Here is a 21,968-nt window from a genome sequence, read left to right as displayed (position 1 = left end):
AATCTATTGTCTCGTCAGCTGCGCGAACACGATGAACGCCGGTTGCGGGACGTGCGTCTCCGTCATCGGGGACAGCGCCCCGTCGTCTCCGTCGACCGCGTACGAGCGCACCAGGTCGGCCGGCCGGTCGGCGACGAGCAGGAACGTGCCCGACGGATCGAAGGTGAAGCTGCGGGCCGCGACGCCCGGGTGGAGGGAGCGGGCGATGCGGACGTCTCCCGCGCGGGTGAGCGTGCCGTCGTCGGCGACCCGGAACCAGGCGACGCAGTCCTCCCCGCGGTTGTTGACGTAGACGAACCTGCCGTTCGGGTGGACCCGTACCTCGGCCGGCTCGTTCAGGCCCTGGTGGTCGGGTGCGACGGTCGGGACCCGGTCGAGCGGGCGCAGCCGGCCCGACTCCCGGTCGAACGCGAACGACGCCAGGGCGGACGAGAACTCGCAGGTGACGTAGGCCCGGTCGGAGAGGGGGTCGAAGGCGATGTGCCGGGGGCCGGTCTCCGGCGGGCACGTGTGGGTGTGCACGAGGTCGAGCGTGTCGCCGAGCGCGTGGACGAGGATGCGGTCGGTGCCCTTGTCGGCCACCAGCACGTACCGGCCCGAGGGGTCGATGACCGCGCAGTGTGCGTGGGCGCTCGACTGGGCGTGTCCGCCGGCCTGCGGCGAGGAGTTCGGGTCCGGGCCGTGGCCGGGCAGCACCCGCACGTCCCGGAGCTCGCCGATCCGGCCGTCCGGTTCCAGGTCGTAGAGCAGCACGGTCGAGTCGTCGTAGAGATACCCCACGGTCCAGGTGCCGTCGTCCGCGCGGAAGACGTGTTCGACGTGGTCGAAGTCTCCGTGGTTGGCGGTCACGAGGACGCCCCGGCGCTCGTCGAGTGCGAGGTAGGTGGGCCGGGGGCCGGGCGCGGGGCGGGAGTTGAGCCAGGTGAGGCGGCCGTCCCGGGCGGACACGGACAGGGCGTGCACGCTGGCGGGCGGCTCGACCGGGCCACGGCCGTCGTTCTTGCGTTCGTCGACCGCGTACAGCGTCCGGGTCGACGGGGAGTAGGCGAGGTAGCAGGCTTCCCGGGGTTCGGTGACTCTGCTCAGCGGCGTGAGCTTTCCGCCGTCCGGGCTCACGGCGAGCACGGTGATGCCGCCCGCGCCGGCGTCGGAGGAGCTGCCGTAGCCGCCGACGCAGGCGATGAGGCGGGGTGTCGGTTCCGTGGTACTCATGCGGCCAGCAGCCTCCGCAGCATCTCCTGGTGGCGGCGGACCTGGTCCACCTCGTCCATCAGGTCTTCCCGGCCCCGGTCCTGGGAGTAACGCTGTCCCTCGTACTCGGAGTTGACGTAGCCGTCGAAGCCGCCGGCTTTCAGGGCGCCGATCGCGGCGTCGTAGTCGATGGCGATGTCCTGGTACTGGCCGGGGCGGCCGGGGATCTCGGACATGTTGTTGAACTTGCCGTGCACATGGATGACATGGGGGGCGATCTGGCGGAGCGTCTCGGCGGAGGTCCGGGAGAGCATCAGCGCCTCGGCCACGGTCCGGTAGTCGATGTCCCGGGGGTCCTGCACGCGGTCCCGGGCATACCGTTCGACCCCGTCGAACACCTCTCGGAACTCCGGCTGGCACTCCCCCGTGGTCAGGAACCGGTTGAAGTCGGAGCGCAGGTTGCCGGCGGTGTGGCGGTGGACCGCCGTCAGGTCGAAGGGGGCCTCGCCCCGGTGGATGTCCAGGGCGAGGTCGACCGACGCCTGGGAGGCCGTGGGCCGGGCACCTCGGCGTTCCAGCCACGCCAGCAGGACCTCCGAGGGACGGAACTGGAAGATCCCCAGGTCGGGCACGATGCCGAGGTGCCTGGTACCGGTGCGTTCGACGATGTCGAGGATGTCGCCGACCTCGGGGCCCTCCAGCCTCATGGGCTGGTGGATCTCCTTGCCGAGCCGGATGTCGAGCTGTTCGGCGAGTGGCAGGGCCGAGACGAGGATCTCGACGGGGACGACGGACAGGACCCGTACGTTGGCGAAGCCGAGGGACTTGGCGAGCCGGATGTCGTGGCGCAGCCGGTCGGCGCACTCCTCGTAGGTCATGACGTGGTCGCGGAACTGCAGGACGTCCATGCCTACGTCCATGGCGACGGGCCTGGTGCCGTAGGTCTCCATCCACCCGAACCACACGCGCCGGAAGTCCACGCCCGGGTCCGGGTAGCGCAGGGACATCTCGTCGACGAGCTCGATGCCGTCGGCGCCGCCGAGGTTCCGGCCGACCTCGCGGATCTGGTCCTCGAGGGTGAGTTCCTTGAAGAACTGGGACTGCTGATAGCTGTAGAGGGACACCCCGCGCTGGATGGTCATCGGGTCTCCTCCGGCTCGGTCGGCTCGGTCGGGCCGGTCAGGGTGAGGGTGTAGGCGACGATGTCGGGGGCCTTGTCGGAGCCCGCTCCGGAGCCCGGCTTCGGCGGGTGCTTCACCCATTCCTCGTCGGTGGGCAGGTAGCCGTAGGCGGCCAGGACGGACTGCTGGAAGCGGACCCTGTGCTCGCCGGGGGCGAGTCCGCCGGGGGCGGCGACGTGCAGGATCGCCTCGTCGTCGTAGTCCCAGTGTTCGTGGACGGCGGTGCGGATCTCGTCGAAGGTCCGGGGCGGCCGGGCGTTGATCTCGAAGGTCTGGGCGGTCGTGGGGTACTCGGTCCCGTCGACCTCGACGTAGTAGCCGTTGTGGAGGGAGAGGTAGCAGCCGCGGTAGTTCGCGTGGCGGACGGCGAGCGTGAAGCCCACCGTCCGGCCGTCGCGGACCTCGTTGCGCAGGCTGTCGGGGCGGATCAAGAAGTTTTCGAACATTCCTTGCACCAGGTGGGATCGCGGGGTGGTCGGAGGCGGGTGATCGCGGACGGCGCGGTCAGCGGTGGCCGTGGCTGTGACTGTGGCGGTGGAGCGATCCGTCCGCGTGCTCGCGGGCGATGAACTCGCAGGCGCGTGCGGTGAGGGCCATGATCGTCAGCGTCGGGCCGACCCCGCCGTTCGACACGTAGCAACTGGCGTCCGTGGCGAAGAGGTTGGGGACGTCCCAGGCCTGGTTGTGTGCGTTGAGGACGGACTTGGCCGGGTCGTCGCCCATCCGGGCGCCGCCGCACTCGTGGATCGCGGCGCCCATCGCGAGGCTCCGCCTGATCCCGAGCCGGAAGATCGCCCGGCTGACCGGGTCGGCGTCGGGCCAGATCCTCTTCGAGTCCAGGCCGAGTGCGGAGGCGGCGAAGTTGACCCGGTAGCCGCTCGCCTCGGCCATCTCGCGCAGGCCCCGGACCTGGGCGCGCATCAGGGCCCGCTCGTTGTCGGTGATCGCGAGGTGGATCCGTGGGATGGGGATGCCCCAGGCGTCGGTGCGGCGCGCGTGCAGCGTGATGCGATTGTCGTGGTAGGGCAGCATCTCGCCGAACCCCATCAGGCCGACGACACCGCCGGCGCCCTCCGGTACGGGCATCCGGCCTATCGTGCCCTGCACCGACCAGCCGCGGGCGAACGCGGGGTTGGCGGTCTTCGCGTCGACGTTGTCGAAGTGCGGGATGTAGACGCCGCCGATCGGCGGGTAGTACGGGTCCGGCGGAGCGGGGTCCTCCGGCGCCTCGGCCCCGGGGTGGTGCGGATCGTCGCCGAAGAGCAGGCTGGGGGTCTGGTCCATGAAGTAGCGGCCCAGCAGACCGGAGGAGTTGGCCAGGCCGGTGGGGTGCGCGGTGCCGCCGGAGTTGAGCAGCAGCCGGACCGTCTCGATGGCCGACGCGCACATCACCACGACGTCCGCGCGGACGCGGTGCTCGGTCCTGGTGTTCCGGTCGATGAAGACCGCACCGTCCGCGAGGCCCGTCTTCGGATTGATCGTGATCTTGTGCACGATCGCGTCCGTGCGCGTGGTCAGCCGTCCCGTCGCGCGGGCCGCGACGATCCCGAGCGGGACCCGGTGCAGGTTGGGGGCCGCGTAGCGCCACGGTACGACGTGGCGGTTCGCCCAGCGGCCCTCGACCGTGGCCTTGAACTCCTTCTCCGCCGTGGTCAGCGGAGACGGCCCGCGGTAGCTGCCGTCCGGGAGGTTGGGCAGCCCGTCGGCGGTGCCGTAGAGGCCCGTGAACTCCTCGACCCGGTCGTAGTACGGGGCGAGGTCCGCGTAGGAGAAGGGCCAGTCCTCGCCGTACCCGTCGCGTGACGCGGCCTTGAACTCGTGGTCGGAGGAGCGCAGCAGCACGCGTCCGTAGGCGTGCAGGCGTCCGCCGAGCTGACGGCCCCGGATCCAGAGGAACTCGCTGTCCGAGGCGTACGGGTGCTGCCAGTCGTTGACGAGGAACGGGCTGGTCTGGTCCTTGAACATGGCCCGGCGGGCCTGGATGTACTGCCCCCGCAGGCCGGAGCGGAGACGGCCGCCGAGGCCGATGCTCATCGCCTTGGGCGCGGACGGGGGCGCCGGGATGAAGTCGGCCTCGCCGATGTCGCGGCCGGCTTCCAGGAGGAGCACCTCCAGGCCCCGCTCGGTGAGTTCCTTGACGGCGATGCTGCCGGCCGCGCCGGAGCCGACGACCAGGGCGTCGTAGCGCTTGTCGAGGGAGGTCATGCCCGGCACCCGCCTTCGGCTGTCACGTCGTGGATGTCATGCGTGTCGGTGTCATGTGTGCGGATGTCACGTGTACCGATGTGACGTGTATGGATGTCGTGTGTCCTGTGCACAGTGGTTCGGCTCTCTCTGCTGCGAGGTCGCGGTCCGCCCGCCTGGGCGGCTCCGCGTGGACGGCGGTGGCGGTGGCCGCCGTCGGGCCGCGGACCTCGCGCAGGCCGAGCCGTCTGCTGCGCTCCCAGGCGCCGAGGGCAGGCGCCGGGACCGGACGGGGTCCCGTCCGCGGCGGCTTGCGGTCCGAGGCGTCGACTGGCTGCCGCATGGTCTCCACCTGTTTCCTCTCCGCTCGCTGGTCTGTTCCCGTCCGGTCCGGCATGGCTTCCCTCACGCCGGAAGGGGTGCGGCCTCCTGGTCGCGGGTCTGGCGGAACAGCACGCCCCAGAGCAGGGCCGCGAGCGCCGCCGTGGCAATGGGCAGGGACCAGACGGCGGTCCAGTCGCCCGGGGTGCCGTGCGCGCCCACGGTCGCGTTGTAGATCTCGCCGGAGACGAACGAGCCGATGAAGGCGCCGATGCCGGAGACGACGAGGATGAGCATCCCCTGGGCCTGGGCGGCGAGTTCGACCGGCGCGACCTGGCCGATGTACATGGCGGCGAGGACGAGGAAGAAGTCGTTGCAGATGCCCTGGAGCACGATCGCCGTGATCGCGAGCCAGTTGCCGCTGTTCGCCGCCTCGATGAAGAGGACGAACCGCAACCCCCACATGCACATGCCGGCGAAGATGGCCCACTTCATCCCGAAGCGCTTGAGCATGAACGGGATGGTGACGATGAAGGCGACCTCGGAGGCCTGTCCGAGGGCGAGCACACCGGCGACGTTGCCGATCCCGAGGGCTCCGAGGTAGGTGGACGCGTAGGTGTTGTAGACGCCGAGCGAGACGGAGGTGAGCACGGCGCAGCCCATCAGCACGGCGAAGTTGCGGTGCCGCAGCAGCCGGAACGCCTTGGCTCCCACCAGGTCGCCGAGGTCGAAGCGCACGCCCCGCGCGGGCGGCGGGGTGGCCGGCAGCGTGAAGGCGTAGAGGCCCAGGGCGAAGCCGGCGACGGCCGTCACGTAGAAGACGCCGACCGAGGCCGACAGGCCGAGCCAGCCCACGGCGAACCCGGCCACCACCCAGCCGACCGTGCCGAAGACCCGGATGTAGGGGAAGTGCCGCTTGTCCGAGCCGAGGTGCCGGAACGCGATCGCGTTCGCCAGGCCGAGGGTGGGCTGGAAGAACAGCATGTAGACGAAGATCAGGGCGAGCGCGAGGGTGCCGCTGCCGGCGCGTACGACGGCCGGCAGCGTCAGCATCACGGCGCCGCCCGCCAGATGCGCCACGCCGAGCCCCTTCTGCGAGGGGAGGAAACGGTCGCCGATGGCGCCGAGCAGCATCGGGGAGACGATCGCGGCGACCGCGGCCAGGGTGTAGGCCGTGCCGATGACGGAGGCCAGGCCGTTGGTGGCGAGGACCAGGCCGAAGGTGGCGAACCAGGAGCCGAAGACCACGAATTCGAGCAGCATCATCACGACGAGCTGTACGAATGTCCTCCTGGTGCCGCCGTGCGACTCTTCGGCCGCCGCAGGGGAGGGTGCGGCCGACTGTGACGCCTCATCAAAGCTCGTCGGGTGACTCATCATTGAGATCCTTTTGACAACCATTCGAGTTCTGAACGTTTTCTCACCGGTGCGGAGGGTCGACACAGTCGACTTCCTGGTGGTTTTCAGCGATCAGTGCCCGCAAGGGGGATGTTGTCGCGCCACAGGGGCCTGCTGCCCCGCGCGCCGAGCGCGTCTCGCGCTTACCAATAAGCGTCCCGCTTGGTGCGCGGCGGAGCCTGTTGCACTCCGCGACGCCCTAGCTCCCGGTTATCGTATGATTTCCGCAGTGTTTGTCAACGATTTCAGTCGCGATTATTCATATCTCGAATGATTCGCGGTTGACGAGCGGCTTTCGAGGGCTTCGCCCAGGCGGGAAGCGTGCTGACACCCTGTCCGGTCTCCGCGAGCACGGCGGCGACTCCGCCGAACAGGGTCGCGTCGTCGCCGAGCCGGGCCGGGCAGACCCGGATCGACGGGGACACGGCACGAAGGCTGTGCATCTCCACCGACGACTGAATGCCGTCGAACACCAGGGCGCCCGCCTCGCTCAGCGTCCCGCCGACGGCGATCACGCTGGGCGCCATGAGCTTGGCGGTACTGGCGAAGGCCCGGCCCAGATGGCGTCCGGCCTCGTACAGCACCCTGCGGCAGGCGGGGTCGCCGCGGCGCGCGCCGTCGACGACCTCGCGCAGGCTGCCGCGGGAGCTCCCGGACGCTTCGAGCGCGAGCAGGATCGACCGCTCGGACACGAACGTGGTGAGGCAGCCACGGCTGCCGCAGAAGCAGACCGGCCCGCCGGGTTCCAGGACGATGTGGCCGATCTCGCCGGCCAGGCCGTCGCCGCCGCGGTAGATCCGGCCGTCGATGACGAGCCCGCCGCCGACCCCCGCGGCGCACATGACATAGAGGAAGTCGGCGGCGCCCTGGCCCGCTCCCCAGGTCCACTCGGCCAGGGCGGCGAAGTTGGCGTCGTTCTCCGCGATCACGGGCATGCCGAGGTCGTCCTCCAGGGTCTTGGCGACCGGGAGGTCCGTCCACTCGGGGAACTGCAGCCGCGCCCAGGACGCGACGGCGCCGGTGGCGCGGGCGAGGGGCGCCTGCATGCCGACGGCGACGCCCGCGAGGTCCCGCGGGCCGAGGCCGGCCTCGGCGGTCAGGGAGCGCACCAGGTCGACCACGAGCGCGGGGCTGCCGCCCTCCCCCGGCAACGGCACGGAGGCGTCGAGGCGGACCCGGCCGCCGAAGTCGAAGAGCGCGGCACGCATCGCGTCGGCGTTCACCTGCACGGCGACGACGGCGGCGTGGCTGGCGACCAGGGCGACGAGCGACTCCCGGCCGTTGACCGGCCGCACCTCGGCCACGCCGTCCGCGCGCAGCGTCTTGACGATGGCGTTCACCGTCGCCGGCGACAGCTCGGTCCGGCGGGCCAGGGCCGCCTGCGAGGAGGGGCCGTCCAGGCGCAGGGCGTCGAGCACCCGCCGGACGTTCCCCTGCCGGACGCCGGACGCCGACCTGGCCGGCCTGGCCGACTTCGCCGACTTGGCCGACCTGGCCGACCTGGCGTCGTCGTCGCCGTGCGATGCGCTGCCGTGCGGTGTGCCGCTGTCATCCTCGCCGTGAGCCACGGGACGACGATACGACCCGCCGGTCGCGCCCCGCACCGGGCGGCCGTGGCCGGCGCCGGGCGGGGGGCGACCGGGCGGGGTCACTGGTTGCTGAACGCCGAGTCGAAGGCCGCCTTGGGCAGCGGCCACAGAGCGGAGCGGATCCGGCCCACGGCTTCCGCCGCGCCGTGCAGCCGGTCCATGCCCGCGTCCTCCCACTCCACGGAGATGGGGCCGTCGTAGCCGATGGCGGCCAGGGCGCGGAAGGCGTCCTCCCAGGGCATGTCGCCGTGGCCGACGGAGACGAAGTCCCAGCGCCGGCGCGGGTCGCCCCAGGGCAGGTGCGAGCCGAGGATCCCGGCGCGCCCGTACGGCGGCCGGACCCGGGTGTCCTTGCAGTCCACGTGGTAGATGCGGTCGGCGAAGTCCGTGATGAAGCCGACCGGGTCGACGCCCTGCCAGATCATGTGCGAGGGGTCCCAGTTGAAGCCGAAGGCCGGGCGGCGGCCGATCGCCTCGAGGGTGCGCTCGCTGGTCCAGTAGTCGTAGGCGATCTCGGACGGGTGGACCTCGTGGGCGAAGCGCACACCCTCGGCGTCGAAGACGTCGAGGATCGGGTTCCAGCGGCGCGCGAAGTCCTCGTACCCCTCGTCGATCACCGCCTGGGAGACCGGCGGGAACATCGCCACGTACTTCCAGATCTTCGAGCCGGTGAACCCGACGACGGTGTCGGCGCCGAGCCTGCGGGCCACCCGGGCGGCGCGCTTCATGTCCTCGGCGGCGCGCTGCCGGACGCCCTCCGGGTCGCCGTCGCCCCAGATCTCCGGGCGCAGGATCGCCTGGTGCCGGAAGTCGATCGGGTCGTCGCACACGGCCTGTCCGCCGAGGTGGTGGGAGATCGCCCAGACCTTCAGCCCGTACCGCTCCAGGACGGCCTGGCGCTGCGGCAGGTAGTCGGGGTCGGCCTCGGCGCGGGCCAGGTCCAGGTGGTCGCCGGAGGCCGCGATCTCCAGTCCGTCGTACCCCCACTCACCCGCCAGCCGCGCCACCTCCTCGAACGGCAGATCCGCCCACTGACCGGTGAAGAGGGTGACCGGCTGCCGGGCCGGTTCCCGGCTCTGTGCCTGGCTCTGGTTCATGTGCGGCCTCCTTGGCGTTTCCGACACTTTAGCTTACGGTGAGCAAAAGTCGACGTTGGCGGAGTCATCACTCTCCGTTTTTTCGACTTGTTCACGCGTTAGCTCCTGGAGCGAGAAGGAAGAGAAGAGGTGTGTGGCATGCGCGTCGCTGTCATCGGTACCGGCTTCATGGGGGCCGTGCATACCCGGTCCGCGCTCGTGGCGGGCGGCGAGGTGGTGGGCGTGGTCGGGTCGACGCCCGAGAAGGGCCGCCGGGCCGCCGCGGAGTTCGGGGCCGGCCAGGGCTTCGACTCGGTCGAGGACGTCCTGCGGCACGGGGTGGACGTGCTGCACGTGTGCACACCCAACGCCACGCACGCGGAGTTCTGCCGTGCGGCCCTCGCCGCCGGTGTCCCGGTCGTCTGCGAGAAACCGCTGGCCACCGACGCCGCAACCGCACGCGAACTCACCGAACTGGCGGCGGAGCGCGGGCTGGTCACCGCCGTGCCCTTCGTGTACCGGTACTACGCGTCCGTACGTGAGGCACGTGACCACATCCGGCGGCCGGGACACCGGCCGCCCTGGCTGATCCACGGCAGCTATCTGCAGGACTGGCTCGCCGACACGGAGGCCACCAACTGGCGGGTCGACCCGGCGGACGGCGGCGCCACGCGCGCGTTCGGGGACATCGGCGTCCACTGGTGCGATCTCGCCGAGTTCGTGACCGGACAGCGGATCACCCGGGTGAACGCGTCCTTCGCCCGCGCGGTCCCGGCCCGGCCCGGAGCGGACGGCACCCCGCGCCCCGTCGAGACCGAGGACGGCGCGGTCGTCCTCCTCGAGACCGACGCCGGTGCGATCGGATCGGTGGTGGTCAGCCAGGTCTCCGCCGGGTACAAGAACGCGCTGTCGTTCTCCTTCGACGGGCCGGACGCCAGCTACGCGTTCCGCCAGGAGACCCCCGAGTCGCTGTGGATCGGCGGCCGCGACGCCAACGAGGTGCTGCTGCGCGATCCGAACCGGGCCGGGGCCCCCGCCGGACGGGCGGCCCGCCTGCCGTCCGGGCATCCGCAGGGCTACTACGAGGCCTTCGCCGACTTCGTCGCCGACGCCTACGCGGCGGTCCGCGGCGAACAGGTCACCGGGATGCCGTCCTTCGCCGACGGACTGCGCGCGGCCGAGATCGCCCGGGCGGTCGTCGAGTCGGCCCGCGGCAGCGGCTGGGTCGACGTGCCGGCGGCGGGGCAGGGGCCGGCGGAGAAACGCTCCTGAGCCGCTACCGTGCCCCCGCCAGCGGCACGTCGAGCGGGAGCGGCTCGGTGAAGTCGCCGGTGTGTGCGCGGATCCCGCGGGGGCTGCCGTGCCGGAGCCACTGGTCGAGCAGTTCCGGGTGCAACAGCTCGTCGACGACCAGGGCCGCCGCTCCCACGACGCCCTCGGCGCGGTCGAGGTCGACCCGGGCGATGACGAGTTCGTCGGTGGCCAGCGGCAGCGACCGTCTGGCCACGACCTCCGCGACGGGGTCCCGGAACACGTCGCCCGCCTGGGCCAGCACGCCGGCCAGGTAGACCGTCGACGGGTTGAAGACACTGACGAGCGTCGCCAGCTGCCCGCCGACCAGCTCGCCCGCCCTGGTGACGAGTTCGGTGCTGACCCGGTCGCCGGCCCGGCAGCCGTCGAGCACGTCGGTGACGGCCAGCGGCGCCTCCGTGCGCTCCAGCCGCTCGGCCAGGAAGGCGCTCCGTCCCTCAAGGGCCGCGGCGCGTGCGTCCCGGGTGAGGGCCCAGCCACCGGCGAACGCCTCCAGGCACCCGAACTTGCCGCACCGGCACCGGTGGCGGGACTCCTCGGCGACGATGGTGTGCCCGAGGTCGCCGGCCGCGCCGCGCGCCCCCCGGTGCAGCCGGCCCCTGGACATCAGGCCGAGGCCGATCCCGGTGCTCGCCTTGACGAGCAGGATGTTGTCGCCCGCGGCCGCCCGGGTCCGGCTCCAGGCTCCCAGCGCCATCAGGTTGGCGTCGTTGTCGACCCAGGCCGGCACGTCGTAGTGGGCTTCGAGCCGGTCCCGGAGCGGGAAGCCGTGCCAGCCGGCCATGATCGGCGGCTGTACGGGCATCCCGCGCGCGAAGTCGACCGGCCCGGGTACGCCCACGCACACCCCCCACAGGCGCTGCCGCAGCTCCGGGTTCAGCAGCTGCCCCGCCACGTCGACCAGCGTGGCCAGGGACGCCTCGGGGCCCGACTCGATGCCCCACGGCACCCGCCGCTCGGCGAGCACGGTCCCGTCGAGGTCGGTCACCGCGGCGTTCAGATGGGTGGCGCCGAACACCGCGCCGAGGACGACACCTCGGCCGGAGGCGATCCGCAGGATGCGGGAGGGCCGTCCGCCGGTGGACGGGGCAGGCTCGCCCTCCGCCACCAGGCCGACCCGGATCGCGTGGTCCACCCGCTGCGTGATGATCGTCCGGCCCAGCCCGGTCTGCCGGCCGAGGTCGGGCCTGGTCACGGCCGTTCCGCTCCTGATCAGACTCAGGACCAGGGAGAGGGTACGGGTGTGGTCGGTCATGCAGTGAGCTTATGGTCCCGGCGACCTGTCGTCGCCGACGGCCGGGGCGGGAGGGCTCCACCCGCATGTCACCGCGTGCGAAGCTGACCGCATGGAACCGTCACCCGACCGGCTCGGCGAGATGCCGCCGTTGAGCGACCGCGCGGCACCGGCCTACCCCATCGCCTCGGTGGAGAACACGCTGCGCATCCTCCTGCTGCTGCGCGAGCGCGACCGCCTGACCCTCGCCGACGTCGCCGCCGAACTGGGTGTCGCCCGCTCCAGCGCACATCGCCTGATGGCGATGCTGTCCTACTACGACTTCGTGCGGCAGGACTCGGCGTCGCGTTCCTTCCGGCCCGGCGCCGCGCTGATCGACGTCGGTCTGGCCGCCGTACGCGCCCTCGACGTCCGGGCCCTGGCCAGGCCGGTGCTCACCGAACTCGCCGCGGCCACCGAGATGACCGCCCACCTCGCCCTCCCCCGGGGCCGGGACGTCCTCTACGTCGACGGCGTCGAGAGCCGTCGCACGATCAGGGCGGCCCTGCGCACCGGGGACTCGCTGCCCGCCCACGTCACCGGCGTCGGCAAGGCGCTGCTGGCGACCCTCACCGACGACCAGCTGCGCCAGTTGTACCGGGACGCGCCGCCGCAGGCCGTCACCGACCGGTCCGTCTCCACCGTGGCGGGCCTGCTGACGGAGATGCGGACCGCGCGGGCGGCCGGATACGCCGTCAACCGCGGCGAGAGCGAGCCCGGCGTACTGTCCGTCGGCGTGGCCGTCAGCCTGCCGGAACCGGGCATGTTCGCCGGTATCGGTCTGGTCTGCCCGGAGTTCTCGGTCGATGCCGAGTGGGAGTCGCGGATCGGGACCCAGCTGAAGGCCGCGGCCGCCGAACTGGCGAAAGAGATGAGCGCGTACCGCTTCTGACACCTCCTGCTCCCCCCCCTGGCCCCCTCTGACGCCTCGTGCCCTCCCCGGCCCCCTTCTGACGCCCCGTGCTCCACCCTGGCCCCTTCTGACGCCTCCTGAGCCGGCACACATCGCCGCCGCGCCCGAGAACGAGGCGGCCGCCGGCCTCCGGACCTCGCCCGCGTTCCTGTCACCGGCAGCACCGGCCGCCGATTGTTGACAATTTCGCCGCCCGCATATTGCGCAGGCCCCCCACGTCGCCTTACGGTTCTGTACAGCAGACCAGCATTCTGCACATCAGACGCCCGGTCGCGTCGAGCCGAACGCGGTGGCCCCTCCTCCGTGGCCCCGGCAGGACACCGCACCGCGCACACCGGTCGATCACGGAAGGCGGGACATGAGCCACGAGAGCGTCGAGCAGGGCATCCGGCGGGCGGGCGGAGCGTTGGCACTGCTGCGCAACTCCCCGATCCGCCCGCACACCTTTCCGGTCGCGGCGGAGTTCACCAACTGGCGTACCGAGCAGCGGGCCTGGCGGGAGTCGGTCGCGCTGCTGGACCAGTCGCACCACATGACGGACCTGTACATCGAGGGCCCCGACGCGCTGCGGCTGCTGTCGGACCTCGGCGTGAACAGCTTCGCGAGGTTCGGTCCGGGCCGTGCGAAGCAGTACGTCGCCGTCAACCACGACGGCCACCTCATCGGCGACGCCGTCCTGTTCCACCTGGAGGAGAACCGGTTCGACCTGGTCGGGCACCCGATGGTCCTCGACTGGGTGCAGTACCACCTGGAGACCGGCGAGTACGACGCCACGACCGAGCGCGACGACAACTCCTACGACCGGGAGCCCGGGCGACCGCCCAAGGTGTACCGGTACGAGGTGCAGGGCCCGAACGCGGTCGCCCTGCTGGAGAAGGCCACCGGAGCCCCTCTGCCGGCTGTGAAGTTCTTCCACATGACCACGTTCACCATCGCGGGCCGCCAGGTGCGCGCCCTGCGGCACGGCATGGCCGGGCAGCCCGGGTTCGAACTCTTCGGCCCCTGGGCGGAGGGGGAGGCGGTACTGGCGGCCCTCCTCGCCGCCGGCCCGGAGTTCGGCCTGGTCCGGGCCGGTGCCAAGGCGTACTCCACCGCCAACCTGGAGTCGGCCTGGGTGCCCGCGCCGTTCCCGGCCGTCTTCTCCGGCGCCAGCCGCAAGGGCTACCGCGAGTGGCTGCCCACCACCTCGATGGGCTCGCTGGGCGGCTCGATGGACTCCGAGGACATCGCCGACTACTACGTGACGCCGTACGACATCGGCTACGGCGGCATCGTCGCGTTCGACCACGACTTCGTCGGCCGCGCGGCCCTGGAGGAGATCGCGAAGAAGCCGCGCCGCACCAAGGTCACCCTGGTGTGGAACGCCGATGACGTGGCCGCCGCCGTCGGCTCGCTGTACCGGCCGGGCGAACTGCCCGCCAAGTTCATCGAGTTCCCCAAGGCCCGTTACGCCCTGCACCAGAGCGACAAGGTGCTCGTCGGCGGGGAGCTGGTCGGCATCTCCATGGATGTCGGCTACATAGCCAACGAGCGGGCCATGGTGTCGCTGGCCACGGTCGACCTCGCCCACAGCGAGCCGGGCACCGAGGTGACCGTGGTGTGGGGCGAGAGCCCCAACTCGGCCAAGCCGGGCGTCGAGGCGCACCGCCAGGTGGAGATCCGCGCGACGGTGGCGCCGGCCCCCTACGTCGGATACGCGCGCGGCGCCTACCGCGACCGCTAGGACCGCCGGTTCCACCAGTACCGGCAGAACCGGCAGAACCGGCGGAACCGGCGGAACCGCCCGGGCCACCTTCCCCGCGCCGATCCGAGCAAGGAGCATGATGACCCCTGTTTCCACACCCGCGCTCACCGGAGCGGCGCTGCTGCTACGGGACTTCTCCCTGGAGATGACGGGCAAGGACACCCCGAGACTGGAGGCCGCCGGGGAGTCCATCCCCGAGGGCACCCGCGTGAACGTGACGTACCTCGGCAACGAGGACCTGATGATGCGACGGGCGGCGGCCCGGTCCGCGCGGCGCCTCGGATTCGTCCCGGTCCCCCATGTCTCCGCACGCCGGCTGGGCTCGCGGCAGGACCTGGCGGAGTTCCTGTCCGCCCTGCAGGCCGACGGCACCGGGCAGAACGTCTTCGTCGTCGGCGGCGACCCGGCCCACCCGCACGGCCCCTACGGCGACTCCCTCTCCGTCATCCGTTCCGGACTGCTCCGGAAGTACGGCGTACAGCGGGCCGGGATCAGCGGCTACCCGGAAGGGCATCCGCAGATCCCGGAGACGGCACTGTGGACGGCCCTCGAACAGAAGGCGGCGGCCCTCGCCGAGGAGGGGCTGACCGGCGACGTCATCACCCAGTTCGGCTTCGACCCGGACGCGGTGCTCGACTGGATCGAGCGGCTGCGCGAGCGGGGCGTCGACCTGCCGGTCCGGGTCGGCGTGCCCGGTCCCGCCGGGGTCCGCAGGCTGCTGTCGTACGCCACCCGGTTCGGGGTCGGGACCGGCGCTTCCGTCGCCCGCAAGTACGGGCTGTCCCTGACCAACCTCATGGGCACGGCCGGACCCGACCGTTTCATCCGCGCCCTGGCCGAGCGGTACGACCCCACCGCGCACGGCGAGGTGAAGCTGCACTTCTACACCTTCGGCGGGCTGGGCGCGACCTCCGCGTGGATCGCCGGCTTCCGCACCGGGGAGGACCCGAAGTGACCGTCACCCGGCAGGCTCCGGCACTCGGGGCGCGCGGCTCCGCACCCGCGCATCAGGCCTCGCTGATCGTGCGCGGCACGGACCGCGTCGGAATCGTCGCCGCCGTCGGCTCCCTGCTCAGCAGCCACGGCGCCAACATCGTCTCGCTCGACCAGTACTCCGACCCGGCCACCGGGGCCTTCTTCCAGCGCACGATCTTCTCCCTCGACGGTCTGCGGGCCGCCCTGCCGGGCATCCGTGCGGAACTGGCGGAACGGCTGGCCAAGGACTTCGACCTCGACTTCACCCTGCGGGACCTGTCGGTGCCGAAACGGGTGGCCGTCTTCGCCTCCAGGTCCGACCACTGCCTGCTCGACCTGCTGTGGCGGCACCGGCGGGGCGAACTCCCGGTCAGCGTGGCCATGGTGATCTCGAACCACCCCGACACGGCCGAGGAGGTACGCGGCTTCGGCGTCCCCTTCTTCCACGTCCCCTCGACGGGGCCGGACAAGTCCGCGGCCGAGGCCGAACACCTGCGGCTGCTCAAGGACAACGTCGACTTCGTCGTCCTGGCCCGCTACATGCAGATCCTCTCCGGCGACTTCATCGAGCGGGCCGGGGTGCCGATCATCAACATCCACCACTCCTTCCTGCCCGCCTTCATCGGCGCCGGCCCGTACGCCAAGGCCAAGGAACGCGGTGTGAAGCTGATCGGCGCGACCGCGCACTACGTCACCGAGGACCTCGACGAAGGCCCGATCATCGAGCAGGACGTCGTCCGCGTCACCCACGCCGACACCGCCGCCGACCTCCGCCGCCGGGGCGCCGACGTCGAACGGGCCGTGCTCTCCCGCGCGGTGCTCTGGCACGCCGAGGACCGGGTCGTCCGGCACGGCAACCACACCATCGTCTTCACATGAGCCGCTCCCCGTCTTCGCATGAGCCGCTCCTCGCCGCTCAACACGATCTCTGTCAACATTGATCGAGTCAATCCATGCCGAAGCGGCTACGGTGACGCCCATGCGCGATCAACACCCCGCTCCCGGCAGTCCCGCGCGGCGGCTGAGCACCAGGGAGACCGCCGAACTGCTCGGCGTGAAGCCCGAGACCGTGTACGCCTATGTGAGCCGCGGCCAGCTCAGCAGCAGACGCGAGCCCGGGGGCCGCGCCAGCACCTTCGACGCCCGGGAGGTGGAGACGCTGGCCCGGCGCAACAGGCGGGAGGCCGCAGGGAGTCCGGGCTCCGGCGGTGATCTGTCGGTGCGCACCCGGATCACGCTGATCGACCAGGACCGGTACTTCTTCCGGGGGGTCGACGCCACGGAACTCGCCGCCCACCACTCCTACGAGGAAGTGGCCGAGTGGCTGTGGACGGGCCGCATGACCCGGGGCATGACCTTCACCGCCCCGGAGGCCACGGTCGCGGTCGCCCGCCGGACCGTCGACGCGCTGCCCGAGCACACCTCGCCCACCGACCGGCTGCGCGTCGCCACCATCGCCGCGGCCGCCGAGGACCCGCTCCGCTTCGACCTGTCCGAGGAGTCCGTCCTCGGCACCGCGCGCGTGCTGATCCCCACGCTCGTCGCCGCGCTCCCGGTGCAGCGCCGGCGGGGGCACGACGACGGCCCGCTCGCCCACCGCCTGTGGCGCCGGCTGACCGGCATCGACCCCAGCGACGCCGCGCTGCGGGTCCTGGACACCGCGCTCGCGCTGCTCGTCGACCACGACCTGGCCGCCTCCACCCTCGCGGTCCGGGTCGCGGCCTCCGCGCGTGCGCACGCCTACGCGGCCGTGTCGGCCGGGCTCGGCGTGCTCGAAGGCCCCCTGCACGGCGCCTCCAGCGGGCTCGCCCACCGGATGCTGGTAGACGTCCTCGACCAGGGCAGTGCCGTCACGGTGATCGCGGACGAGCTCCGCGCGGGCCGCCGCATCCCCGGCCTCGGCCACCGCCTCTACCAGGGCGAGGACCCACGCGCGCGTGCGCTGTTCGCGCTCCTTGAAGAGGTCCCGCGCGCGGAACCCGCCCTGCTCGCGGCCCGGGACGTCGTCGCCACGACCGCCCGGCACACCCCGCTGCACGCCAACGTCGACCTGGCGCTGGCCGTGTTCACGGCCTCCTGCGGCATGCCCGCCACCGCGGGCGAGACGATCTTCGCCGTCGCCCGGACGGCGGGCTGGATCGCCCACGCGCTGGAGGAGTACGGCGAACGCCCGCTGCGCATGCGTCCCAGCGGCCACTACGTGGGCCCGAAACCGCCACAGCCGCTGCCGTAACCGCCCCATCGGCAACCCCTTCGGCAACCCCCTCGAAGGCGCGAACGGACGAGGCCGGAAGTCACCCCGGGCAAAGTCAGGTTAGGCTCACCTCTGTGAGTAGGTGCGCAACCGTCTCCCGGATGCTCGACGAGCCCGTTTCGGGCACTGCCGCCACCGCGACGACGTGGCTGCTGCTGGAACAACCCGGCCCGTGGGGTCCCAAGGCGCTGACTTCGAGCCATCTGGACCCCGCGCTGGGCCGCGCCCTGGAGGCCGCCGCCAAGGGGACGGGCGTACGGATCGCGCTCATCCGCCGCCCCGGCCGCCACGCCGACCCCGGCACCCCCGCCGTACGCCAGGTGTACGTCGCCCACACGGTGCCCGGGAACGTCTGGCTGCACAGCGCCACCACCCGCGACCCGAGCCGGCTGCTCGCCCTCGACTTCGCCGCGCTCGGCGCGGGCGACCACCGTTCGTTCGACGCGGCGCTCGGCGGCCGGCCGCACCGGGGCAGCCCGCTCGCGCTCGTCTGCACCAACGGCAGGCGCGACCGCTGCTGCGCCCTGCTGGGCCGCCCGCTCGCCGCCGAACTGGCCGCGTCCGGCGTGGCGGGCACCTGGGAGGTCACCCATCTGGGTGGTCATCGCTTCTCGCCGACGCTGCTCGTCCTGCCCTACGGCTACGCGTACGGCCGCGCCGAGGCCCATGCCGTCAAGGAGGTCCTGCACGGCATCCAGGAGGACCGCGTGGTGCTGGAGGGGTGCCGCGGCTGCTCCGCCTGGGAACGGCCCGGCCAGGCGGCCGAACTGGCCGTGCGCGAGGCGGCGGGCGAGTACGCGGCGGGCGTGCTGAGCGTTGTACGGACCGAGGGCGCGGCCCCGCGCTGGGAGGTCACCGTCGCCCATGCCGACGGCCGCCGGTGGCGGGTGTGCGTGGCCCAGGGCGTCTCGCTGCCGCCGCGCCCGGAGAGCTGCGGGGTGTCGGTGCTGGGCTCGCCGGCCCGGATGGACGTGGTGTCGGTGCGGGAGCTGCGGACGACGACGGCACTGGCGAGCTGACCCCGGCCTCGCCCAAGAACTGGTCAAGAGATCCACAGGACTGGTCAAGAGATCCACGCCACACCCCCTTAAGCACGGCGTACCCGCGCACGTACCGTCGTGGGTATGAGCCCCACGCCCCCTGTGCGCCGTCTGCGTCCCCGGCTGCCCCGGAAGGTGTTCTCGCAGATCCTGCTGATGCAGCTGGCGATCGCCGCGGGCGTCGCCGTGCTCGCGACCGGGCTCTTCCTGGCCCCCCTGAGCAAGCAGCTGGACCAGGAGGCGATGCGCAGGGCGCTGGCGATCGCCCAGACCACGGCGCAGGACCCGCAGATCGCCGAGGGCGTGCTGACCACCGCACCGACCGTGAACGGGCCGGTGCAGAAGGAGGCGGAGCGGATCCGGAAGGCCACCCATGCCGAGTACATCGTGGTGATGGACCGGGGCGGGTTCCGCTGGTCGCACACCACGCCCTCGGAGATCGGCCGGCATGTGTCGACCGACCCCACGGAGGCACTGGACGGCAAGGAGGTCATGCAGATCGACAACGGCACCCTGGGCCGCTCCGCACGCGGCAAGGTGCCGCTGTACGACGCGCAGCACCGGATCATCGGGGCGGTCTCGGTCGGCATCGCCTACGACAGCGTGCGGGCCCGGCTGCTCGGCACCATCCCCGGGCTGTTCGCCTACGCCGGCGGTGCCCTCGCGGCCGGCGCGCTGGCCGCCTGGCTGATCTCCCGGCGGGTCCAGCGGCAGACCCGCGACCTGGCCTTCTCCGACATCTCGGCGCTGCTCGCGGAACGCGAGGCGATGCTGCACGGCATCCGGGAGGGCGTCGTCGCCCTCGACCGCGCCGGCCGCATCCGCCTCCTGAACGACGAGGCGAGACGGCTCCTCGGCATCGGTGACGAGGCCGTCGGCCGGTCCCCCGACGAGGCGCTCGGCGAAGGTCGTACGACCGATGTGCTGGCCGGCCGGGTGACCGGCACCGATCTGCTCACCGTGCGCGGCCAGCGGGTCCTGGTCGCCAACCGCATGCCCACCGACGACGGCGGCGCCGTCGCCACCCTGCGCGACCGCACCGAGCTGGAGCAGCTCGGCCGTGAACTCGACTCCACGCGCGGGCTGATCGACGCCCTGCGCGCCCAGGACCACGAGCACGCCAACCGCATGCACACCCTGCTCGGGCTGCTGGAACTGGAGATGTACGACGACGCCGTGGAGTTCGTCGGCGAGGTGGTCGGCGACCACCGGGTCACCGCCGAGCAGGTCACGGAGAAGATCCAGGACCCGCTGCTGGCCGCCCTGCTGGTCGGCAAGGCGACCGTCGCGGCCGAGCGCGGGGTCGCCCTGTGGGTGTCCGACCGCACCTGGCTCCCGGACCGGCTGATAGACCCCAGGGGCCTGGTGACAGTCGTGGGCAACCTGGTGGACAACGCGCTCGACGCGGTCGCCGGTACGCCGCACGCGCGGGTGGAGGTCGAGTTGTGCACGGAGGGCCGCGCGATCGTCCTCCGGGTGCGGGACACGGGGCCCGGGATCCCGGCGGCACAGCGGGAGCTGGTCTTCACCGACGGCTGGTCCACCAAGAAGCCGCCGACGCACGGCAAGCGCGGCATCGGGCTCTCCCTGGTGCGCCGGCTCGCCGAACGGCAGGGCGGCAGCGCGACCGTGGGCGAACCGGAAGGCGGGGGCGCCCAGTTCACGGTCGTGCTCCCCGAGGCGCTGACCGCGCCGGAACTGGAACGGGAGCCGGCGCTCGCCCCGGCCGAGGAGGAGGCGCGATGATCGAGGTCCTGGTCGTGGACGACGACACCCGGGTCGCCCGGGTCAACGCCGCCTACGTCGAGAAGGTGCCCGGCTTCCATGTGGCCGGCGAGGCCCACAACGCGGCCGAGGCCCTGCACCGGCTGGAGACCCTGCCCCGCCTCGACCTCGTCCTCATGGACCACTACCTGCCCGACGACACGGGCCTCGCGGTGGTCCAGGAGATGCGCCGGCGCGGCCACCAGACCGACGTGATCATGGTGACGGCGGCCCGGGACGTGTCGACCGTCCAGGCGGCGATGCGCCAGGGCGCCCTGCAGTACCTGGTCAAGCCGTTCGCGTTCGCGGGGCTGCGCGCCAAACTGGAGGCGTACGCGCAGCTGCGGCGCACCCTGGACGGCGGCGGCGAGGCCGAACAGGCCGAGGTGGACCGCATCTTCGGCGCGCTGTCCGCGCCGTCCGAGCCGGGGCTGCCCAAAGGGCACTCCCCCACCACCGCGGAGCTGGTGCGTCAGTCCCTGATGAACGCCGAGGGCCCGCTGTCGGCCCAGGAGATCGCCGAGCGGACGGGGGTGAGCCGCCAGACCGCCCAGCGCTATCTGAAGCTCCTGGAACGCACCGGGCGGGCCCGGCTGACCCTCAAGTACGGCGACGCGGGCCGCCCCGAACACCGTTACGTGTGGGCGACCCGCGGCTGAGACCCGCTCACCCGGCCGTCACTTGGCGGCCTCGACGAACTCGGTCGTGAAGGTCTTGCCCAGGTCGACATCGGCCTTCTGGATGTTCGGGTTGAACGCCTTGAGCACCTTCTCCACGGTCTCCGGGCCGTTCTCGGGCATCACCCCGTCGTCGGTGAACATCGGCAGCGTGCTCTCGATGGACTGCGTGTAGAGAGCCTTGTCGCCCTGGGAGTAGTCGGCGGGCATCTTGGCCGCGATCTCGGCGGCGCTGTGCGTGGACATCCACTTGAGCGTCTTGACGAATGCATTGACCAGCTTCTGGACGGTGTCCTTGTGACCGTTGACCCAGTTCGTCTGCATGTACAGGCTCGACGACGGGTACGGCCCGCCGAGCGCCTTCTGGGACCCCTCCGGCGTCCGCATGTCCAGCAGGACCTTGCCCGCCTTCTTGTCCAGGATCGTCGCGACGGTCGGGTCGGTGGTCATACCGCCGTCGATGGAGCCCTGCTGGAGCGCCGAGATGAAGGTCGCGCCCGCGCCGACGGCGACCGGCGAGAACTCGCTGACCTTGACCCCGTTCTTGACGGCGAGGTACTTGGTGAGGAAGTCGGTCGACGAGCCGAGGCTGGTGATGCCGAGCTTCTTGCCCTTGAAGTCCTTGGGCGAGGTGATGTCACCGGCCGCCTTGGTGGAGACGATCTCCACCTCGCCGGGCGCCCGCGAGAACTGCACGACGGACTCCACGGCCTTGCCCTTGGTCTGCAGGTCCAGCGTGTGGTCGTAGAAGCCGACCGTCCCCTGGACCTGCCCGGCGACCAGCGCCGTCTCGGCCTGGACGCCGGCCGGCTCGGTGAGCAGTTCCACGTTGAGGCCCTCGGCGTCGAAGTAGCCGAGCCGCTGGGTGAGCATCGCGGGCAGGTAGATGACCTTGTCCAGGCCACCGACCATGATCTTGACCTTCGTTCCCTTGCCGGAGCCGGTGGAGGTCGTGCTCGCCGCGTCGTTGGCGCAGGCGGTGAGGGAGGAGACGGCGAGCAGGCCGGCGGCGGCCAGGGTGCTGTATCTGGCGGACTTGCGCATGCGGTTCACGTCCTTGTGAGAAGGCGGTGCGGG

At 71.9% G+C, this 21,968-nt stretch carries 18 protein-coding genes; 9 read left to right on the top strand and 9 right to left on the bottom strand.

Annotated elements, in window-relative coordinates:
• Positions 1-3: 3 nt before the first annotated feature.
• From ABZ887_RS44215 to ABZ887_RS44185, 7 genes are all read right to left on the bottom strand, one after another.
• Entirely contained in the window at positions 4-1,212 is a 1,209-nt protein-coding gene (locus ABZ887_RS44215) for a lactonase family protein (protein WP_361303747.1), read from the bottom strand.
• A complete protein-coding gene (locus ABZ887_RS44210; RefSeq protein WP_361303744.1) occupies positions 1,209-2,333 on the bottom strand; it encodes a hypothetical protein in 1,125 nt (374 codons plus the stop codon). The genes ABZ887_RS44215 and ABZ887_RS44210 overlap by 4 nt, the downstream gene beginning before the upstream one ends.
• The gene (locus tag ABZ887_RS44205) at positions 2,330-2,818 is read right to left on the bottom strand and encodes a DUF6379 domain-containing protein (RefSeq protein WP_361303741.1); all 489 of its coding nucleotides are present in this window, start codon (positions 2,816-2,818) and stop codon (positions 2,330-2,332) included. The genes ABZ887_RS44210 and ABZ887_RS44205 overlap by 4 nt, the downstream gene beginning before the upstream one ends.
• A gap of 58 nt (positions 2,819-2,876) precedes the next feature.
• Positions 2,877-4,577: a GMC family oxidoreductase gene (locus ABZ887_RS44200; protein WP_361303738.1), complete on the bottom strand. Its 1,701-nt coding sequence runs from the start codon at positions 4,575-4,577 to the stop codon at positions 2,877-2,879.
• Positions 4,578-4,961: 384 nt separating this feature from the next.
• Positions 4,962-6,254 (bottom strand): MFS transporter, encoded by a 1,293-nt coding sequence (locus tag ABZ887_RS44195; protein WP_361303735.1) that lies wholly within the window; start codon positions 6,252-6,254, stop codon positions 4,962-4,964.
• 266 nt (positions 6,255-6,520) lie between these two features.
• Complete coding sequence (locus tag ABZ887_RS44190; RefSeq protein ID WP_361303732.1) at positions 6,521-7,843, bottom strand: ROK family transcriptional regulator; 1,323 nt, start codon at positions 7,841-7,843, stop codon at positions 6,521-6,523.
• Positions 7,844-7,923: 80 nt separating this feature from the next.
• Positions 7,924-8,961: a sugar phosphate isomerase/epimerase family protein gene (locus tag ABZ887_RS44185; RefSeq protein ID WP_361303729.1), complete on the bottom strand. Its 1,038-nt coding sequence runs from the start codon at positions 8,959-8,961 to the stop codon at positions 7,924-7,926.
• Between the two features lie 138 nt (positions 8,962-9,099).
• On the opposite strand from ABZ887_RS44185, the gene ABZ887_RS44180 reads away from it, so the two are divergent.
• Positions 9,100-10,212, top strand: coding sequence for a Gfo/Idh/MocA family oxidoreductase (locus ABZ887_RS44180; RefSeq protein WP_361303726.1), 1,113 nt, complete (start codon positions 9,100-9,102; stop codon positions 10,210-10,212).
• Between the two features lie 4 nt (positions 10,213-10,216).
• On the opposite strand, the gene ABZ887_RS44175 is transcribed toward ABZ887_RS44180, so the two are convergent.
• Entirely contained in the window at positions 10,217-11,506 is a 1,290-nt protein-coding gene (locus tag ABZ887_RS44175; protein WP_361303723.1) for an ROK family protein, read from the bottom strand.
• A gap of 91 nt (positions 11,507-11,597) precedes the next feature.
• On the opposite strand from ABZ887_RS44175, the gene ABZ887_RS44170 reads away from it, so the two are divergent.
• The 8 genes from ABZ887_RS44170 to ABZ887_RS44135 all read left to right on the top strand — a co-directional run bounded on the left by ABZ887_RS44170 (position 11,598) and on the right by ABZ887_RS44135 (position 20,873).
• Entirely contained in the window at positions 11,598-12,416 is an 819-nt protein-coding gene (locus ABZ887_RS44170) for an IclR family transcriptional regulator (RefSeq protein WP_361303720.1), read from the top strand.
• 379 nt (positions 12,417-12,795) lie between these two features.
• Positions 12,796-14,160, top strand: a complete 1,365-nt coding sequence (locus ABZ887_RS44165; protein ID WP_361303717.1) for an aminomethyl transferase family protein — start codon at positions 12,796-12,798, stop codon at positions 14,158-14,160.
• Positions 14,161-14,260: 100 nt separating this feature from the next.
• The gene (locus ABZ887_RS44160) at positions 14,261-15,136 is read left to right on the top strand and encodes a methylenetetrahydrofolate reductase (RefSeq protein WP_361303827.1); all 876 of its coding nucleotides are present in this window, start codon (positions 14,261-14,263) and stop codon (positions 15,134-15,136) included.
• On the top strand, positions 15,133-16,035 hold the full coding sequence (gene purU, locus ABZ887_RS44155) for a formyltetrahydrofolate deformylase (protein WP_361303714.1): 903 nt from the start codon (positions 15,133-15,135) through the stop codon (positions 16,033-16,035). The genes ABZ887_RS44160 and purU overlap by 4 nt, the downstream gene beginning before the upstream one ends.
• Before the next feature lie 100 nt (positions 16,036-16,135).
• Complete coding sequence (locus ABZ887_RS44150) at positions 16,136-17,389, top strand: citrate synthase (protein WP_361303711.1); 1,254 nt, start codon at positions 16,136-16,138, stop codon at positions 17,387-17,389.
• Positions 17,390-17,484: 95 nt separating this feature from the next.
• A complete protein-coding gene (locus ABZ887_RS44145; protein WP_361303708.1) occupies positions 17,485-18,429 on the top strand; it encodes a sucrase ferredoxin in 945 nt (314 codons plus the stop codon).
• A gap of 105 nt (positions 18,430-18,534) precedes the next feature.
• Positions 18,535-20,196, top strand: coding sequence for a sensor histidine kinase (locus tag ABZ887_RS44140; protein ID WP_361303705.1), 1,662 nt, complete (start codon positions 18,535-18,537; stop codon positions 20,194-20,196).
• On the top strand, positions 20,193-20,873 hold the full coding sequence (locus ABZ887_RS44135; protein ID WP_361303702.1) for a response regulator: 681 nt from the start codon (positions 20,193-20,195) through the stop codon (positions 20,871-20,873). The genes ABZ887_RS44140 and ABZ887_RS44135 overlap by 4 nt, the downstream gene beginning before the upstream one ends.
• A gap of 18 nt (positions 20,874-20,891) precedes the next feature.
• On the opposite strand, the gene ABZ887_RS44130 is transcribed toward ABZ887_RS44135, so the two are convergent.
• Positions 20,892-21,935, bottom strand: a complete 1,044-nt coding sequence (locus tag ABZ887_RS44130) for an ABC transporter substrate-binding protein (RefSeq protein ID WP_361303699.1) — start codon at positions 21,933-21,935, stop codon at positions 20,892-20,894.
• Positions 21,936-21,968: the final 33 nt, after the last annotated feature.

It is taken from the genome of Streptomyces sp. NPDC047061, assembly GCF_040643955.1.
Lineage (GTDB): Bacteria > Actinomycetota > Actinomycetes > Streptomycetales > Streptomycetaceae > Streptomyces.
The sequence above is the reverse complement of the archived record's forward strand: the minus strand, read 5'-3'. Positions and strand labels throughout refer to the sequence as shown.

What these genes read in the sequence shown, in the direction of transcription:
- ABZ887_RS44135 (WP_361303702.1), top strand. Translation starts at nt 20,193, where the DNA reads ATGATCGAGGTCCTGGTCGTGGACGACGACACCCGGGTCGCCCGGGTC.
- ABZ887_RS44195 (WP_361303735.1), bottom strand. Translation starts at nt 6,254, where the DNA reads ATGAGTCACCCGACGAGCTTTGATGAGGCGTCACAGTCGGCCGCACCC.
- ABZ887_RS44200 (WP_361303738.1), bottom strand. Translation starts at nt 4,577, where the DNA reads ATGACCTCCCTCGACAAGCGCTACGACGCCCTGGTCGTCGGCTCCGGC.
- ABZ887_RS44165 (WP_361303717.1), top strand. Translation starts at nt 12,796, where the DNA reads ATGAGCCACGAGAGCGTCGAGCAGGGCATCCGGCGGGCGGGCGGAGCG.
- ABZ887_RS44205 (WP_361303741.1), bottom strand. Translation starts at nt 2,818, where the DNA reads ATGTTCGAAAACTTCTTGATCCGCCCCGACAGCCTGCGCAACGAGGTC.
- ABZ887_RS44185 (WP_361303729.1), bottom strand. Translation starts at nt 8,961, where the DNA reads ATGAACCAGAGCCAGGCACAGAGCCGGGAACCGGCCCGGCAGCCGGTC.
- ABZ887_RS44210 (WP_361303744.1), bottom strand. Translation starts at nt 2,333, where the DNA reads ATGACCATCCAGCGCGGGGTGTCCCTCTACAGCTATCAGCAGTCCCAG.
- ABZ887_RS44150 (WP_361303711.1), top strand. Translation starts at nt 16,136, where the DNA reads ATGCGCGATCAACACCCCGCTCCCGGCAGTCCCGCGCGGCGGCTGAGC.
- ABZ887_RS44160 (WP_361303827.1), top strand. Translation starts at nt 14,261, where the DNA reads ATGACCCCTGTTTCCACACCCGCGCTCACCGGAGCGGCGCTGCTGCTA.
- ABZ887_RS44175 (WP_361303723.1), bottom strand. Translation starts at nt 11,506, where the DNA reads ATGACCGACCACACCCGTACCCTCTCCCTGGTCCTGAGTCTGATCAGG.
- ABZ887_RS44180 (WP_361303726.1), top strand. Translation starts at nt 9,100, where the DNA reads ATGCGCGTCGCTGTCATCGGTACCGGCTTCATGGGGGCCGTGCATACC.
- ABZ887_RS44170 (WP_361303720.1), top strand. Translation starts at nt 11,598, where the DNA reads ATGGAACCGTCACCCGACCGGCTCGGCGAGATGCCGCCGTTGAGCGAC.
- ABZ887_RS44140 (WP_361303705.1), top strand. Translation starts at nt 18,535, where the DNA reads ATGAGCCCCACGCCCCCTGTGCGCCGTCTGCGTCCCCGGCTGCCCCGG.
- ABZ887_RS44130 (WP_361303699.1), bottom strand. Translation starts at nt 21,935, where the DNA reads ATGCGCAAGTCCGCCAGATACAGCACCCTGGCCGCCGCCGGCCTGCTC.
- ABZ887_RS44215 (WP_361303747.1), bottom strand. Translation starts at nt 1,212, where the DNA reads ATGAGTACCACGGAACCGACACCCCGCCTCATCGCCTGCGTCGGCGGC.